The sequence below is a fragment of the Psychrobacter namhaensis genome (assembly GCF_016107545.1).
Taxonomy (GTDB): Bacteria; Pseudomonadota; Gammaproteobacteria; order Pseudomonadales; family Moraxellaceae; genus Psychrobacter; species Psychrobacter namhaensis.
This window is the reverse complement of record NZ_JABASS010000010.1, coordinates 1-17474: the sequence shown is the minus strand read 5'-3', so window position 1 is coordinate 17474 and position 17474 is coordinate 1. Positions and strand designations below refer to the sequence as shown.

General features: G+C 45.2%; 12 protein-coding genes. 8 read left to right on the top strand and 4 right to left on the bottom strand.

Going from position 1 to position 17474, the window contains the following annotated elements; genetic code table 11:
- Positions 1-87 precede the first annotated feature (87 nt).
- The gene (locus tag JFC06_RS08515) at positions 88-1416 is read right to left on the bottom strand and encodes a S1C family serine protease (protein ID WP_198334702.1); all 1329 of its coding nucleotides are present in this window, start codon (positions 1414-1416) and stop codon (positions 88-90) included.
- A 331-nt stretch (positions 1417-1747) separates the two neighbouring features.
- Between JFC06_RS08515 and JFC06_RS08510 the strand changes: the two genes are divergently transcribed.
- Positions 1748-2581 carry a Nif3-like dinuclear metal center hexameric protein gene (locus JFC06_RS08510; protein ID WP_193004826.1) on the top strand — a complete coding sequence of 278 codons (834 nt, stop codon included), beginning with the start codon at positions 1748-1750 and terminating at the stop codon, positions 2579-2581.
- Positions 2582-3606: 1025 nt separating this feature from the next.
- Positions 3607-4815 carry a transglycosylase SLT domain-containing protein gene (locus JFC06_RS08505; RefSeq protein ID WP_193004827.1) on the top strand — a complete coding sequence of 403 codons (1209 nt, stop codon included), beginning with the start codon at positions 3607-3609 and terminating at the stop codon, positions 4813-4815.
- A gap of 119 nt (positions 4816-4934) precedes the next feature.
- Here JFC06_RS08505 and JFC06_RS08500 read toward each other — a convergent pair whose 3' ends face one another.
- The 3 genes from JFC06_RS08500 to JFC06_RS08490 form a co-directional block, all read right to left on the bottom strand.
- Positions 4935-7898 (bottom strand): LysM peptidoglycan-binding domain-containing protein, encoded by a 2964-nt coding sequence (locus JFC06_RS08500; RefSeq protein ID WP_198334701.1) that lies wholly within the window; start codon positions 7896-7898, stop codon positions 4935-4937.
- Positions 7899-8177: 279 nt separating this feature from the next.
- Positions 8178-8672, bottom strand: coding sequence for a nuclear transport factor 2 family protein (locus tag JFC06_RS08495; protein ID WP_193004829.1), 495 nt, complete (start codon positions 8670-8672; stop codon positions 8178-8180).
- Between the two features lie 418 nt (positions 8673-9090).
- Complete coding sequence (locus tag JFC06_RS08490; protein WP_198334754.1) at positions 9091-10398, bottom strand: CNNM domain-containing protein; 1308 nt, start codon at positions 10396-10398, stop codon at positions 9091-9093.
- Between the two features lie 339 nt (positions 10399-10737).
- Here JFC06_RS08490 and yajC point away from each other — a divergent pair, with 339 nt between their 5' ends.
- From yajC to JFC06_RS08460, 6 genes are all read left to right on the top strand, one after another.
- Entirely contained in the window at positions 10738-11067 is a 330-nt protein-coding gene (gene yajC, locus JFC06_RS08485; protein WP_193004830.1) for a preprotein translocase subunit YajC, read from the top strand.
- Between the two features lie 369 nt (positions 11068-11436).
- Positions 11437-13314, top strand: coding sequence for a protein translocase subunit SecD (gene secD / locus JFC06_RS08480; RefSeq protein WP_193004831.1), 1878 nt, complete (start codon positions 11437-11439; stop codon positions 13312-13314).
- A 9-nt stretch (positions 13315-13323) separates the two neighbouring features.
- On the top strand, positions 13324-14595 hold the full coding sequence (gene secF, locus JFC06_RS08475) for a protein translocase subunit SecF (protein ID WP_193004832.1): 1272 nt from the start codon (positions 13324-13326) through the stop codon (positions 14593-14595).
- Positions 14596-14814: 219 nt separating this feature from the next.
- Complete coding sequence (locus JFC06_RS08470; protein WP_193004833.1) at positions 14815-16227, top strand: MATE family efflux transporter; 1413 nt, start codon at positions 14815-14817, stop codon at positions 16225-16227.
- A gap of 18 nt (positions 16228-16245) precedes the next feature.
- A complete protein-coding gene (locus tag JFC06_RS08465) occupies positions 16246-16974 on the top strand; it encodes an AzlC family ABC transporter permease (RefSeq protein WP_227670173.1) in 729 nt (242 codons plus the stop codon).
- Complete coding sequence (locus tag JFC06_RS08460) at positions 16967-17326, top strand: AzlD domain-containing protein (RefSeq protein WP_193004834.1); 360 nt, start codon at positions 16967-16969, stop codon at positions 17324-17326. The genes JFC06_RS08465 and JFC06_RS08460 overlap by 8 nt, the downstream gene beginning before the upstream one ends.
- The last annotated feature ends 148 nt before the right edge of the window (positions 17327-17474 follow it).

Genomic DNA, 17474 nt, shown 5'->3' with positions numbered 1-17474 from the left:
CTAAAAACAAAAGCGCGTTATCTCTTAGATAACGCGCTTTTTTCTTGTCTATAAAACGCTCAGCGTCCCTATTTATTAAAACAGTCCTTATAAGGGTGCGCCATTTCTTTCAAATAACTGTAGTAGCTCTTCGCGCATACGGTCACGCTCTGCTTCTGACATCATAGGCACCTCTTGTCTCTGATCTTGTAGATTTGGTTGACCTACGCCCCCAAGCGTTTCGTCATGAATCACCACTGGCCGCTCAACAGGCTCTTGCTCTGGTCGCTCTTCTAACAAAATAGTGACCTGCTTATTTTTACCATTACGCAATACCTGAGCATCAAGTTCAGTATCTGGTGATTTACGAGCAACGTATTGGATTAGCGTATTGGCATCCGTCATCTCAACACCATCAATAGTCAAAATGATATCGCCAACTCTTAGACCACTTTTGGCAGCAGGGCCTTGCTCAATCACGTGTAGCACCTCTACACCTGTTGACGTTTCAAGTTGTGTCGGATCGCGCAATTGTGACTGTATCTCAATACCCAGCCAACCACGACTGACTCGGCCATCTTTAATTAAGGCGTTCATCACTTGTTCAACCAGTGCCGTTGGAATGGCAAAACCAATACCCATCGAGCCACCAGAGCGGGAGAATATGACGGTATTAATGCCGACCAATTCACCACGAGCATCAACCAGCGCCCCACCCGAATTACCTGGGTTAATCGCCGCATCGGTTTGAATGAAATCCTCAAACTTATTGACACCAAGTCCCGTACGCCCAGTCGCCGAGATAATACCTTGGGTCACCGTTTGACCCACACCGAAAGGATTACCAATCGCTAGGGCCAAATCACCCACACGAATAGGATTTTCACGGAAACCCAGCGGCGTTAGCCCCGTCATATCGACTTTGATGACGGCCAAATCACTATCAGGATCGGTACCAATAATACTGGCGCGGCTTTTACGGCCATCATTAAAGGCGACGGTAATCTCATCTGCCTTTTCGATGACATGAGCGTTGGTCACGATATACCCATCCTCTGACACAATCACACCAGAGCCTAAGTTAGTATTGCCCTGCTCTTGTGACGGACCACCATGAAATTCAAAAAAACGGCGTAAAACCGGATCATCCATATAAGGGTGCTCTGCCATCGTTTGCGTGGTATAGATATTCACGACCGACTGCGACGCACGGGCGACCGCATTATGATAAGAAGAGATAGGCGCTGGCGTATCAGCCACAGGCTTCGATGCTTGCTGTTCAGCAGTCGAGGTCCTCGGCGGCTCCCACGTGGCCTCCGATGTCGTCTTCATACTCGTAAACAACCAGATAAATGCTGCAACCAGTATCAGCAATAAAATCCAAGGTAACCATTTTAATAAAGACGCCTTGTTGCTGGTGTTCCGAGATGACGACATATAAAACCTCTATAAATTTGAGACAAACAGACGAAGATAAAGACGGCAAACAGCGTGTTATTGACTAAATATAACGCAACCAGTCTAACACTTAACTAAATACCTACGGTTTACCGATTTGACAGGCTCGCGCTCTTAAATTATAACGCCCCGCACGGCTAAGTGGTAACGTATCGTGTACCATTTCAGTTATTCGCTTTCTCTCCTCTTTTACAGCACCATGTTAAAATAGCGCTATAAAGACCATTCATTATGAGCAACCATCTATAATTTTTGATGTTTGCTCCAGTACCATCACAACAAGAACATAACGACAAAAAAAGGGAAAACCATGAGCGCCACTCGTATTTTAACCGAATCCACCCCTTCTACCATTAGCGTACAAGAATTAACGCGATTTTGCGACGATTACTTATCGGCTGATGCTTTTAGAGACTACGCGCCAAATGGTTTACAAGTCGATGGTGGACGCGCTATTCAGCGTATCGTCACTGGTGTCACTGCTTGTGAAGCGTTGATTGACGCGGCCATTGCCGACAAAGCAGACGCCATTATGGTGCATCATGGTTATTTTTGGAAAGGCGAACCTGCGCCCATCACCGGCATGAAAGGCCGGCGTATACGCAAACTCATGCAGCACGGTATCTCTATGATTGGCTACCACCTACCGCTTGATGCCCATCCGCTGATCGGTAACAATGCCAAACTGGCCGACATGCTAGGCATGACCATCACGGGTGCCCTATATCCTAATGAGGCGCATCCTGTTGGTAACATAGCCACTTGCCCACCGCAGAGCGCTCAAAATCTCATTGCCCACATCACCCAGGCCCTAGGACGTGTACCACTACATATTTCTGCTAACGATAGCGCCCACAACAGTACAGACGCTAACATGGAGCATAACAGACTGATCGAACGTGTGGGTATTTGTACTGGCGGGGCCCAAGACATGATTGAGCAAGCCGCATTGATGGGCTGTGATGCGTTTATCTCGGGTGAGATATCTGAGCGTACCACTCATATTGCACGAGAGCTTGGCATTGATTATTTTGCTTGTGGGCACCATGCAACAGAACGGGGCGGTATAAAGGCGCTAGGAGATCTTATTGCCCAGCAGTTTGGGTTGCCAGTGACTTTCATTGATATTGACAACCCCGCCTAACAGGACTCCCCCACACCGCTATTTTTGCCTTTATTGTTTAGATATTTACGCCAAACTTATTTAGTTTATTACCTATATTAGACAACTTTGACTGGTTTTTGCCATTTCTACTTATTAATAATAGCGCTATTTTTAACCGTCTATAGTGCTATTGTTAAGTTTTATCGCTAATTTCTTAACCACACTTGAATAATCTAGGGAGTATCCGCATATTATTACCTGAAGAAAGAATGTCTTGTCATGAGACTTCCCATTTATTACAGCCTCCGGTTATGGCGCTTAAATGATGGTAAATATCCAAAACGCCTTGTTTTAAAAGGTACAAGAGATTTTGGATTGTCTGCTAAATAGTGTGTTGTGTTTGCACAATATGTGGTTAATAGCATAGTACACCTTCGTTTTAGTAGCTCAATAACGGTATTGCATCACTTGATTGATAGCTTATTTTATAAGCATTTTTTCACTATCAAACAAGATTCCTTGCCTGCCCTTATTGCGGAACAATGCAGTGTTAGTACCTGTTTATTCAGTTATAAATGAATGAGTCGGCAGGTACTGACGTTAGCGTAGTAATGATTGAACGACTGTCTAACGAGTATGAATAAAAAATTACTGTGTCGCTCAATTTATCTACGGCTTTGTTTTGTTAACTTATTCATGACCTTACCTGTGTTTAATCTGACGTTGTTTTACTATTAGCAGTATCTACCATCGATGAAGGAATCATCTGATTTATACCCTTCGCGTTGTTTTGCACCCAAATTTTGGTATTGGTGCTTTGAGAGCCGTATTTTCGCCCTCTTAAGTGACACGCCAGTAGATAATGAGCTAATAAAATACGCCACCGCTGCCTTTTATAAAGGGTTTATGAGCGGCACTAGGGTTAAACAAAGGATGTCACGCTTTTATTATGAATGAAGCAGCGTGATGTTCTCTAAAATGTAACAGTGATGTGTGTGTCTCTAGTAAACGTACACTCATTCGCATTTTACGGTAAGCAGGATGGCTAAAATCAGGAGACATCCATGCAGCGTATTACTTATCGTGTAAAAGTATCTGCGCAAGGGGCAAAACGCCGTATTTCTTATTTACTGCGTCCATCTAAGCGCCTACTGAACACTAAAAGTAACATCGTTTCATCCGTTACCCCGACGACATCGTCGCGTTTTGCCCGAACCAAAAAGCTGGCGCAGGTCTCTAGTATCGCGCTGCTTTCTCTACCTGCCCAAAGTCTCACGACAATGGGAACGCAGGTGCGAACCTATGACAATGTCATGCTACAAAACACCTTAACCGTAGCCGCGGTTCCAGGCGACAGTACTTATTTTGCCACTGATGGTTTCCAACATGGTTTTGGTTTTGATTTGGTGCGTACTTATGCGGACGAGCTTGGTGTTGATATTGATCTAAAAGCTTATGCCAATGAGGAAGCGGCCCTAAAAGCCATAAGATCAGGTGAGGCGGATATGGCATTAACTACGGCCAGTACCAAATTAAAAAGCCAGCTTAATTTGTCGTCTATTAATGTCAGTTGTGGTTATGATGCCAGCTTAACAAAGAACGGCTTGCACCCAAAGGTTAGCTGGACATTTAGCTCACCCAATGACCCACTCTCAAAAAAAGCCAGTTACTTCTTGTGTGATAGCATCAAATTACAAAACACGCAAAAACTGGCTGCCTTCTATAATCAAAACTTATTGAAAGATGCTTACAGTCAAGATCATTTCCAAAGAACACTGACAGAAAAGCTGCCTGATTATCAGTCTTCTTTTGAAGAACAAGCCCGCAATTACAATCATGACTGGGAGCTACTGGTCGCCATGGGCTATCAAGAGTCTCATCTTGATGCCAATGCGGTATCACCCACTGGGGTACGCGGTTTAATGATGCTGACCAATAATACGGCCAAAGCGATGGGTGTTTCAGACCGCGTTGACCCTTATCAAAGCATCGGCGGCGGTGCGCGCTATTTAGAGCAAATGAAAGGTGAGTTTGCTGATGTGCCAAAGACTGACCGTATTTGGTTTGCGCTTGCTGGCTACAATATGGGGCCAAACGCCATAAAAAACATTCAGCGTAAATTAAGAGATCAAGGTATCGATGATAAAAGCTGGGCCAACGTCTATGCCTATTTAGCTGACAATAGAGCCTCTAATAGCCGCTATGGTCAAGCGATGCATTATGTGAGTAATATCAGAAGCTACCTTGAGACGATAAAGACTCAGACCGTTTAATCAACAAACACTGTGGCACGTTTTTAGCTAAAAAAAGCGGCTCTTATAAAGAGCCGCTTTTTTGTGCAGGTTGATTGACTGTTGATCAGTTTACACTGACTATCCCCATCACGCGCTTATTAGCGATTGGGGACGGTGAGACGTTGACCACGTTGTAACATAGTATCAGCCGCTATATTGTTCATCTCAGCCAGCTCTTGCGTAGACACGCCATATTTACGCGCTAGTCCAATCAGACTGTCTCCTGAACCAACGGTATAGCTGACAGTCACTTTTGGTACTTTAAGCGTTTGTCCACGCTGTAGTTGTGCATTGGTCGCCAAGTTGTTGGTCGCAGCCAAGTCTTCTACCGAAACACCAAATTGACGTGCTAGCGCTATCAAACCATCGCCTGATTGCACTTTGTAATTTTCCGTATTGCCCAGTTTTTTGCCATTACTACTCGCTGTGCTAGCAGAGCTGCTATTGCTTTGAGTGGTACTAGAAGCCACAGCAGCGCTACCACTAGCGGGAATAGTAATGGTACGACCGAGTATCAGATTGGAGTTCGTTGTTAGATTGTTTGCTGCTGCTAAATCACTTAAGCCAATATTATAGCGTTTCGCAACACCTGTTAAAGTGTCCCCTGATTTTACTTTATAACTGACTTCTTTATCATTTAGTTGACGGTCTACCAACTCTTTAGAGGCTGGTACTTTGATGGTTTGTCCACGTTGCAAGCGAGCTTTGGCACCAAAGTTGCTGTTCACTGCCGCAAGCTCTGTTGGGCTGACTCCCACACTATTCGCAATTCCGATTAAGGTATCGCCTGCTTTTACTTTATAGTTGGTCGTCGCCACCGAGCCTGAATTACTCGTGCTACTCGTGCTTGTCGCCGAATTAAAGTCAACGCTAGCAGGTACTTTAAGCGTTTGACCGACGTACAATGAGTCTGTGGCACCAATTCCATTTAGACTAGCTAACGTAGCTGTGGGAACATTAAACTGACGTGCTAACGCTATCAAACCATCGCCTGCTTTTACTTTATAGTTTTTAGTGGCCGTGGTCGATTTGCTTGGTTTAGTGGACGGTGCGGCAGGTGTCGTCGCAGGCGCCGTCACTTTGCCTGGTATTAACCATAGCTTTTGCCCTCTAAGTAAGTCGGCACGGCTGCTTAAATTATTGTAGCTGGCGAGCTGAGTGACGGACAAACCAAAGCGATTCGCCGTACCAATCAGCGTATCGCCGCCTTGTACGACATAGCTATCTGGCTGCTTTGCCGCTGCATTATTGGCATTACTTAATGGCTCAATAGTTTTGGCATTATACAAATACAAGGTGCTACCAGATAACAGCTTGGCACTGGCATCTATTTGGTTCCACTCTGCGATATCACGCCAATTCACACCCGCACGACTGGCTATATTAGACAACGTATCCCCACGTTTTACCGTGTAAGTGGTACGCGTACCTTGCGGTTTTGGCTTACTTACCGATGTCTTCGCAAAGCTAAGTCTCTTCTCTTCGCCACTGGCTTCTAGAATCGACTGCTGTGTCTGTACGGCTGATAAATTGATATTACCATCCGCATTGACCACGTTGGTCTCAGACGTGTTGTTTCGAATTTGGGTAGCAATAAAGTCGCGCTCTTCTTTGCTTAGCGGCGGTTCTTGGACAATGGTATTGTTCTGTGTGATCTGCGCAGAGGTAGTCGGTAGACTGTTGCTGCTTTTAAGTTCAGCGTTGATTTTACTCGTTTCCGCCGTCGTCAATGGTGGCTCAGTACGGACCGAGGCATTGTTGCTATAAACAGAGCTGCTCGTCTGTGTGGCGGATGGTGAGATATAACTTGTCGTTTGCTGAGGTACGCTAGCGTTAGCGGCATACTCAGCCAGAGCACTACCAGTCGTTGGCAATGACGAGCTACTGTACGGTTTGCTATTGTAACTTGGCGTTGTCGTTGGGCTGCTCGTGTTACTAGACGCGAGTACATTGCCTGTACCGTTCCCTCTTAATAAGCTCAGTTTGGCGTCAGCATTGAGGCTAACATCGTTAGGAATAATAACACGCTGCGGCCCTGAAGAATCGACGCGTCCTGATGTGAGCGCTGTGTTTAATCTTTCTAGCTCATCATAAGTCACGCCAGTGAGCTGTGCCACCTCAGACAAGCTGACACCATAGTTAACTGGTACGCTACGGAAATGCTGTCGGTTGGCAATGGCTGGTAGATACACGCCATACTGTTCAGGTTTGGCAACGATTTCGGCAACAGCCAAAAAGCGCGGCACATAGTTCATGGTTTCAGTCGGTAATCTAAGTGACCAATAGTCAGTGGGTAAGCCTTGGGCTTTGTTGGCATCAATCGCCCTTTGCACACGACCTGGGCCAGCATTATAGGCGGCTAATGCCAACTCCCAACTCCCAAACTGATTGTGTAGCGCAGTTAAAAAGTCATAAGCGGCACGCGTTGATTCAATCACATCACGGCGACCATCGTAGGTACTGCTTTGATTCAAACCATAAATTCGACCAGTACTTGGAATAAATTGCCACAAACCTGCGGCGGCAGCACTACTGGTACCACTTGGATCGTAAGAGCTCTCAATCACTGGTAACAAAGCCAGCTCTGTTGGAATATTACGACGTTCAGCTTCTCGTACAGTGTGATAGATATAGCGACTGGCACGCGCAGTCAAACGGTTGAGATAGTCCTGCCTGCTGGTAAACCAACTTTTTTGTCCCTCGATACGCTGATTATAAATCGGCTGACCACCATTCATACGATACCCAGCACGCAGACGATTCCATAAATCACCGTACTGCTGAATGGCAAGTTTATTGCCTTCTACCATCGTCATGTCAGTGGCTTCTAGTAAGTCGGCCAACTCGTCCAGACTGTCCGCATCCAAAAACGCAGTCGAGTAATCATTACTACTTGACGTAGTGGCTTGAGTAGCAGGACGTTTGGTAATGACAGATGAGCTATTGGTCGCACCCTTTTTTACCGCTGACGTGTTACTACAAGCACTGATAAGTAAAGTGGATACCGCAAGCGTCAACGGCAACGCAATAAATGAGCGAGAATTTGATAGCACAGTAGACATGATATTGAAAGTTTCCTAACGACAAGAAGTGATAAGATAAAAGTGTTTGATAGTACAGTACTCAATGTAAAGCAAAGCCCAATTTAATACAAACAGATAATCGCCATCAGTTGAGTCAGCATTCTAATTACTCACCTAAGAGAACTAACGGTTCGATATATTGAGCCGATAATAACTATTGAGAGCTGCTTATTGGCTTTACGACAAGCCTTGTTAAGGGATCAACCGTGTTTAATTAATAGAAGATAAATACCGTTTTGATTAGGGCTTGATTAATATTTAATTAATCGTTACTTGTGATACCGCACGCAGTAGCACGGCATTGCCCGTTGATGCCGACAGTGTCACTCTTGATGTGGTGATAAATGAGACTTTTTGGCCATCCTTGACCCAGCTTTCATTGGTTGTGACATTGGCTTTGGCCTGCGCCCCTGTAATGACGATGTTATCTACCGAGATATCATAGCGATAATTAGAAGTGTTACTCCAGCTGTTTTGCAACAATCTCAAATAAGCATCTTTATCTAAGCTGGTAGATTTCCCTTTTCTAGACATCGAAATGAGCGCATCATCAGCCACAAGACTAGCGACTTGGTTGATATTTTGGTTATTTGCTGATGTCTTCATGGCCGCGACATAATTTTGCACCAAAGCTTCGGTCATGGTTGCAGCTTGCGCACTGATACTGACAGTACTCGCCACGGCAACTACCGCAGCCACACTAGCACTTTTCACTAATAGCGCCAAAAGCCCTTTTCCCCACAATCGTTTCATGATTATCCTTAGTGATACTGTTTTCGTTATTGTCACTCATTGTTGACACGTGCATTGTTGACACATGGTCACATCGTGACGATTAGCGCGCTTTTCTCAGTTGAGCCAGTCAGTTGAGTCAGTAGTTTACATTTTGGCCGTCATGAGCAATCGATTGAATGCTTTTACGACCATGCTACCTTCCGTTTAAACGACAGGTTTTTAACCATCACTCTTTTAACAGTCACGATAGCTTATGTGTATCATAGAGTGAGACTATCATTCAATTCTCACAGTTATGTGACACCCTGTGTAATTATTGCGTATACCGACCCATAAGTGGTGGAGGCTCCAAAGATAGCAATAATATCCTACTTTTCTATTTACTATGGGTCATCCACGCCATTCTAAAAGTAAATGACTCTAAAACCAAGCCTACCTAAAACTTAGTATCAGCACTATTATCTTCATAGTGCTCATCATCACTGAGCTTCATGCCCAGACGCTCTACCCGTCTGTCCATCATTTGTCGAGCTAAGGCCTGCATATCTTCAACGCGATCTATTTCATCGACAATCTCAAGGCCCAATAACGTTTCAAACACATCCTCTAAAGTCACCAAACCTTTGACCTCGCCATACTCACCAACCGTAATCGCAATATGAATGCGGTTTTTTAACATAAGCTCTAATAAGTCAAACAGTTTCATTTTTGAGAATACAAACGTAATGTCGCGCTTAAACTGGGTCAAAGGCTTATGCATCGCATGATTAACTTTTGCTAATAACATGTCTGTTTTTAACACAAAGCCTGTAATATTGTCTAAATCACCATCATAAATGGGCAACCGTGAAAACGTAAGTTTGGGGCGATCCACCAGTAATTCAGCAACGGTTTTGTTCTCTTCAAACGCTAGCATGACCGAACGCGGGGTCATGATGTCCTCGACCTTAATAGCGCCAAACGCCAGTAAGTTACGAATAATACGCGATTCTAATGGGTCGATTTGACCTGACTCTTCACCAATACTAGCAAGCGCCGCAAACTCACGACGGCTAAACGTTTGTGGTTCTTTGCCGCGCACAAGCAGCTTCGTTAGCCGCTCTGAGACCCAAATGAGCGGATACAGTAGTAGAATAATACCGCGAACGAAGTAGGCAACGATACCGCTAAGCTGACGCCAATACATAGTTCCGAGTGTCTTTGGAATAATCTCGGATAAGAATAAAATAGCCAACGTCATAATCGCAGAAAACAGCCCAAACCAAGCACTCCCAAATACAATCGTAGCTTGGGCGCCCGCGCCAATAGAACCTAAGGTATGAGCCACTGTATTCAAGGTCAAAATAGCCGCTAACGACTGATCGATGTTATCAACCTTTAATTGTCTTAGCATGTTTGCTTTTTTTGGATTTTGTTCTTGCACATCAGCGATATAAGACGGTGTCATACTGAGTAGTGAGGACTCTGCTAAAGAACAGACAAACGAGATGCCGATGGCGACCACCACAAACAATATCAGTAGCAGTACACTGATAGCCGTTGGCTCTGCGAGGGCTTCTGTGGTTGCTACGCCCCCCACTGCAAAGGCAGGATAAGGCAATAGCGTCATGAGCATGGCAAACAATGCCGCTAGCCGCGAGACGGGACTCCTACGATCAAGAGGCTTGCAATGGCGCGTTGTCGGAGGAGGTTTAGCAGACGCTTCTTTATGAGCGCGCGCACGACACAAACGAGGGAAAAGCATAAAAGTGGTGAACAAGTTCGGTAACCTAAACAAATAAGAGGAAAAAGGGACAGTAGTCTAATAAACAAAGACGACTAAACACAAATAACTACTGCCATTTGATAGTAGCACTGATGCTACTATTTCACAATAAGACACTGTTTTTATGTCTTTATTTTTTGATACCCTTTATTTCCCTACGATGACCTATCAGCCTGTTAATAGGTGAAGTTTGCTCCACTTTCAGCGCTTTGCCAGTAGAAAAACATTCTCAGCCTATTATTAACAGTTACCAAGTCTGGGATTTTTTGTTACTATGCGTTTAATTTTATTATTGTCCATGACTTACTGAGAGAAACTATGAGCTTATTTATCCAAGCTGCCCATGCTGCCCCAGAAACTGCAGGTGCTGCGTCCCTATTTGGTCAAATCCTACTGCCTGTCGCTTTTTTTGCAATTTTCTATTTTTTGGTGATTCGCCCGCAGTCTAAGCGTACCAAGGAGCACCGTGCCATGGTCAACTCACTGACTGTGGGTAGTGAAATCATCTTTGCTGGTGGTTTAATGGGTCGTATTAAAGACTTAGAAGGCGACTATGCAGTGGTTAGCCTAAATAACAACACAGATGTAAAGGTACAACGTGCTTCAGTTATTTCAGTATTGCCGGCTGGCACTATCGAAAGCGTTTAATTATTACTAGCTTTTTAGTAGTGATTTTTTAACAGTCGTATCCTTAATGGATATAACGACTAAAAAATGACCGTACATTGTTTACGGTCATTTTTCGCTATTAAAGCAGTGAGGGAAAGTGGCGATAGTCAGCTTACTTTTCCAACACACTGTCCTTATCAGTTTCCTCTATAAGATTTATGGTGACTAGATAAAGATACCTCTGTATTATTTGCTTTACTGTTTTACGCGTTACTATCATCGCGGATGATCGCAATGGTGCATTACCATGAGTGCTGAATACGGCATTCGACCATCGCTATCGCTAACTTCCCATCTGCTAACGTGTGGCCCACGTCGCCAGTCGTTTATCAACCTAAAGAAGTGATTATGCAATATCCCGCTTGGAAATACTTACTTATTGCCGTCGTGCTAATCATTGCCGGTCTATATGCTGCCCCGAACCTCTACCCTGACGAACCTGCCGTGCAGATTACTAGCGCAGCCGCAGGTACACAGCTGTCTGAAGGTATCTTGACCCAGTCTCAGAGCTTGCTTGAAGAGGCTGGACTGAACAATCATGATGGCACGTTTGAGGGCAACAGTGCGCTAGTACGCCTTGACAATCCAGTCGACCAGCTAAAAGCACAAGAAGTGCTACGTCAGAACTTAGGCGAAGACTATGTGGTCGCGCTTAACTTGGCGCAGACGACCCCGCAGTGGCTACGTGATATCGGGGCAAAACCGATGAAACTGGGTCTTGATTTACGGGGCGGTGTACGTTTTGTGCTAGAAGTCGATATGGATAAGGCGCTTGAGCAGCGTTTGACCAGTGCTAGCCGTGATATGCGTCGTGAGCTACGATCTGAGCGAATTGCGATTAAAGGCATTAAAACTGAAGAACGAAGTGTGGTACTACATTTTGCAGATACAGACACGCGTAACCGTGCACAGAACGTGCTACAAGGTTCGATGGGCAACACGTTTAGCTTGCAATCTTCAATAGATGCCCAAGGTCCTGCGTTAATTCTAGCCTACAACGATGCCACACTCGATGAAATCAACAGTTATGCGGTCAATCAAAACTTAACGACCTTACGTAACCGTATTGCCGAGCTCGGTGTGACTGAAGCTTTAGTACAATCACAAGGTGCTAGTCGTATCGTCGTTGAGCTACCAGGTGTACAAGATACCGCAGAAGCCAAGCGTGTCCTTGGACGTACTGCCAACCTTGAGTTCCGTATGGTCGCTGAAGACAGCGAAAACTACATGGGTGGTATTCCGCCTGCAGGGACTGAAGCCTTCCCATTTGAAACACTCGATGGCCCCCCTGTATTGCTTGAGCGCCAAGCGATTGTGACTGGTGATAAAGTGACCAATGCGCAAACTGGCGTTGACGAAAGCGGCTCTCCTGAAGTGAGTATTACCTTGGATAGTGCTGGCGGTAAGCTCATGCAGAACGCCACACGTACTGCTGTTGGTAAGCAGATGGCCGTATTGTTTATCGAAAACAAGCAAAGAATCACTTATGAAGAAGACCCAGCAACTGGCGAGACTGTTGAAGTTAGAACGCCTTATGCTGAAACCAAAGTCATCAACCGTGCCAACATTCAAGCGGTACTTGGCTCATCATTTCGTATTACTGGTCTTGACAGCAGTGCGGAAGCCGCCGAGCTTGCCCTTTTGTTACGCTCAGGCGCACTTGCTGCACCGATGTACTTTGTAGAAGAACGCACCATCGGCCCATCATTAGGTCAAGAAAATATTGATAAAGGCTTGTTCTCTACTCAGGTCGGTTATCTTTTAGTCTTTGTCTTTATGATTATTTTCTATCGTCTGTTTGGTGTTATTGCTAACGTGGCACTAGCTGTGAACGTTATTATTATCATTGCCATTATGTCCATTTTAGGTTCCTCACTGACCCTGCCTGGTATCGCTGGTATCGTCTTAACCATCGGTATGGCGGTCGATGCCAACGTGCTGATCTTTGAGCGAATACGGGAGGAGATTGCAAACGGGGTACGGCCAAAATCCGCTATCGTGGCAGGTTTTGACCGAGCATTTAGTAGTATTTTCGATGCCAACATTACCACCTTATTGGTCGCATTTATTCTATTTGCAATTGGTACTGGCCCGATTAAAGGCTTTGCGATTACGCTAGCTATTGGTATTGTCAGCTCACTATTTACCGCTATTTTGGTCACACGTGCGCTGGTACAAATTGCTTACGGTAAGCGTAAATCTATCAAACGTTTGAGCATCGGTTAGGAGAACACTATGGCGATCGATAAGAACAATCCTCTAGAACAGCAAAATACCCCAGATCGGAATGGTTCAGGTGGCTCAGACACTACTAATGCCAGCACGCGCCGACGCAAAAAACCACGCCGCGATGGTAAAGGCAGTAACACCCAAACCAATAACCCGGCCACGGCAAACACGAGTAAAAATAAGACTCGCCGTAGTGGTAAAGGTAGCGGAAAAACCAGTCAAGCATTGGCCACGCAAGCCCTTGATACCAACACCGCTATTGACCCTGATTTAGCACTGGGTGATGCAGCTGACGATGCAGCCGCACAAGCTGAAGGTGGTATCAAAGCCGTTGGTAACCAACGCATCATTCCATTTATGAAGATAGAAAAGCCAATGGCGATTTTGTCTTTACTGATGGTCATTGCTAGTATTATTGCTATCGCAGTAAACGGTCTGAACCTAGGGCTGGATTTTACTGGTGGTGTCTCCGCAGACGTGCGTTACGAGCAGCCTGTTGAGCAGGTTGAAGTCGTGCAAGCGTTGGCTGATAACGGTTTTGATGATGCGGTGGTGCAGTACCTTGGTACGCGAGAGGAGCTACTGGTACGTCTGCCGCCTCAGTCTGACAACATCGATGGACTTAGTGCCAGCCTGACTCAAGCTTTAGCCCTGCCTAATAATACTGCTGAGATCAGTAACGTTAATATTATCGGTAGCCAAGTTGGTAATGAAGTTTACTTAAACTCAGTCATGGCGTTAGCATTGGCACTCCTTTGTATGCTCGGTTACGTTGCCCTACGTTTTCAGTTTAAACTGTCTCTTGGCGCGGTTCTATCGCTGTTCCATGACGCTATCGTGACTATTGGCGTTTTTGCCTTATTTGGTTTCCCATTTGATTTGACCGTCTTAGCAGCTATTTTGGCGTTGATTGGTTACTCACTGAACGATACTATCGTCGTTTATGATCGTATTCGTGAAAACTTCCGCCGTGTCCGGGGTATCACACCGCGCCAGACCATTGATTTATCGTTAACAGAAACCCTGCGCCGTACGATTATGACCATCTCAACCGTCTTATTGGTTGTCCTTGCTATGATGTTCTTAGGCGGTGATGGCCTGTACTGGTTCTCAGTGGCGCTCTTCATTGGTTTACTTGCTGGTACTTACTCATCCACTTATATTGCAAGTTCAATCCCACTGCGTATGGGTCTATCGCGTGATGACTTTATCGTAAAAGTAAAACCAGAGTTTGAAGAAGAAATTGTCACTTTTAATGATCCAAAAATGTTTGAATAGAATAATGATCAATAATACCCAATCGTGATTCGTTAAACGGTTGATTGAACGGTAATGACGTTTAATAAAGGCACCTGACTCGTGAATAATGAGTCTAGGTGCTTTTGTCTTTGTAGCTGTTTTTTGCTGAATGAGCAAAAATGCTACGCTTGCCTCGTGGCGTCAATTAACGAACCGCACTCTCTTTATTGTTTAAGCATAAACGAGTCGAAAACACCAATGACTATCTCGCCGCCATCTAGCACGATGCCACCGATTGATACCCGATATACCCGTATCATTGCTATTGCCTTGCCCGTATTATTGGCCAACTTGGCCATGCCGTTACAAAGCGTTATCGATACAGCGATTGTGGGCAATATGAACGATACCGCCAAACTTGCGGGTATGGGCTTGGCCATACAGTTGTTGTCCTTGTTACTCGTCAGTTTTAACTTTTTACAGTACGCCTCGTCTGGGCTGTCGGCGCAAGCGCTGGGAGAGTTGGCCAACCACGGTGATAGTCCTATAAACGCCACGGCAACGTCATCACCTTTGACGCCATCCCCCCTACTGTCTATTTTGCAACGTGCCTTACTATTGGCCTTTGTTATCGGGGCTATTTTGCTACTCGCAAAGCCTTGGCTGATTGACGTCGGTTTACAAGCTTTATCAGCCAACCCTGCCAGTGGTCTTGCGGCAAAGACCTATTTAGACGTACGCTTTTGGGGGGTTATCGCTGAGCTGATGAACTTTGCCTTTATTGGTTGGTTTGCCGGTCAAGGCAAAACACGTTATATGCTCTATCAGCAGGGCTTTATTGCCATCCTTAACGTTGGACTAACTTTGTTCTTTGTCTTTGTGATGCAGATGGGGTTGGTTGGTGTGGCACTGGGCACCACCATCGCATTTTGGTTGGGTGTGTTATTGGCTTTATGGCTCAGTCGTCAACATCTGCAAATATCTTGGTTGGCACTGTTTGAGGCTGATCGGCAACATTTCACTAAAGAAAAGATGCTTAGGCTATTTTCACTTAATAAAGATATTTTTATCCGTACGCTTATCTTAACGTTAAGCTTTGCTTGGATTACGCGTCTTTCCGCCCAAGGTGGCGACGTCATACTGGCTGCCAATGCCATTTTACTGCAAGTACTTAGTATCTCAGCCTTTGCCCTTGATGGCGTGGCAGTATCCGCTGAAACCTTGAGCGGTCAAGCTGCGGGACGCCGCGATTGGACGCGTTTTCGTGTTATCGTGATGCGCACAGGTGTGGTCAGTTATGGGCTGGCCGTGTCGTTAAGTGCGACATGGTGGCTTGCCATGCCAACGTACTTGCAATTTATGACCAATATCGACTCCGTCTTTGCGCTTGCTTATGATTACCATCTTTATGCAGTACTGCTACCCATCGTCGGGGTCGGCGCCTATTGGTTGGACGGCATATTTTTTGGCTTAACTGCTGGTAGTGTGATCCGCAATGCTGCTCTGATACTAGCCGCTATATTTTTCCCCCTTAGCTGGCTGCTCTATCAGCAGTGGGACATGACAGGCATTTGGCTAAGTGTCTGGTGTTTATTGTTATTGAGAATGATTATTTTAGGTGGCTTCTTGTACCGCGCTCAGCAAACAGGTCGCTATGAAAAATTACAGTAATAAAGGTTAGGATATTACGTGACGACGCATTCAAATGAATTAAATCAGCAGTTTGAAGCCCGATATGACTGGGCTGAAGGCTTCAAAAAAAGCTTGCCAGTAGCCATGGGCTATTTACCGGCAGGCATTGCCTTTGGGGTGCTGGCACAAGTTGCTGGACTCCCTATATGGGCAGTCATTATGCTTAGTGTCATTCTATATGCAGGCGCTGCTCAATACGCTTGTTTGCCGATGCTAAGCGCTGGTTTACCGATTGGCAATATCGCAACCAACATTGCCGCTATTAATTTGCGCCATGTGTTTTATGGTATGCCATTACTGCAGTATCTACCAACACGCAAACTTGCCCGAACCTATTGCTTGTTTGCACTGACGGACGAGACCTTTTCGGTCATGACCAGTTTGCCGAATGAGGTACGGTCAGCTTTGATACTGCCGATCAGTCTTTTTAACCAAAGCTGGTGGGTGCTAGCAAGTGTGATTGGCGTAATGATCGGCAGTACACTCAGCGATTTGGTCCCACACTTGGATTTTGCCTTGGTTTGTCTGTTTGTCATTTTGGCTTATGAGCAGTTTCAAAGTATCAAACGTTATTTTCCCATTGGCATTGCTGTAATCTCTTTAGCCGTAGCTTCTATTTTCACTAGCAACTGGCTGTTGTTGGTAGCGATTACCATTTGTATGCTATTAATTTTAGCCCGTGGTTTTTGGACACAGCACAGCTTGCTAGGAGAAACCGATGAGTAGTAGCTATCTTATTTTTGCCACTTTTGCGATGGCCGCTGTTACCTTTATGATTCGCGCCCTTCCCGCTTTGATCCCTAAGCAGCTTTTGGACACGCCTTGGCTCCATCGACTGAATGAGAGCTTACCGCTATCAGTCATGGTCTTGCTTATGTTAACCAGCCTCTCTTATCAGGACTTGTCTGCGTCTACTGATCTAAATAGCGCAGATTTACATTTGCTAATGGCACAAGTTGGCGCGCTACTTTTGGTGTTATTAATTTATCATATCAGCCGTCAGCTACTGGTAAGTATGGTCGTCGGTATCGCTGCGATTAACGGCTTGCTGTGGATATTCACCAATTTTCTAAGCTAACAGCAGTACCAATCATTAAGACCAATCGATAGTGCCAATTCACCATCATAATCAATCGTCCTATCTAAAAAAGGCTGCATTCTAATAAGAATATGAACTGACCCCCAAATGTTGGACGGTTTAAGTTTATATCAAGGACTGAGTTCTG

Excerpts from the sequence above, each read along its gene's own strand:
- JFC06_RS08460 (WP_193004834.1), top strand. The coding sequence starts at position 16,967 with ATGAGTAGTAGCTATCTTATTTTTGCCACTTTTGCGATGGCCGCTGTT.
- JFC06_RS08495 (WP_193004829.1), bottom strand. The coding sequence starts at position 8,672 with ATGAAACGATTGTGGGGAAAAGGGCTTTTGGCGCTATTAGTGAAAAGT.
- JFC06_RS08505 (WP_193004827.1), top strand. The coding sequence starts at position 3,607 with ATGCAGCGTATTACTTATCGTGTAAAAGTATCTGCGCAAGGGGCAAAA.
- JFC06_RS08515 (WP_198334702.1), bottom strand. The coding sequence starts at position 1,416 with ATGTCGTCATCTCGGAACACCAGCAACAAGGCGTCTTTATTAAAATGG.
- JFC06_RS08490 (WP_198334754.1), bottom strand. The coding sequence starts at position 10,398 with ATGCTTTTCCCTCGTTTGTGTCGTGCGCGCGCTCATAAAGAAGCGTCT.
- secD (WP_193004831.1), top strand. The coding sequence starts at position 11,437 with ATGCAATATCCCGCTTGGAAATACTTACTTATTGCCGTCGTGCTAATC.
- yajC (WP_193004830.1), top strand. The coding sequence starts at position 10,738 with ATGAGCTTATTTATCCAAGCTGCCCATGCTGCCCCAGAAACTGCAGGT.
- JFC06_RS08470 (WP_193004833.1), top strand. The coding sequence starts at position 14,815 with ATGACTATCTCGCCGCCATCTAGCACGATGCCACCGATTGATACCCGA.
- JFC06_RS08510 (WP_193004826.1), top strand. The coding sequence starts at position 1,748 with ATGAGCGCCACTCGTATTTTAACCGAATCCACCCCTTCTACCATTAGC.
- JFC06_RS08500 (WP_198334701.1), bottom strand. The coding sequence starts at position 7,898 with ATGTCTACTGTGCTATCAAATTCTCGCTCATTTATTGCGTTGCCGTTG.
- secF (WP_193004832.1), top strand. The coding sequence starts at position 13,324 with ATGGCGATCGATAAGAACAATCCTCTAGAACAGCAAAATACCCCAGAT.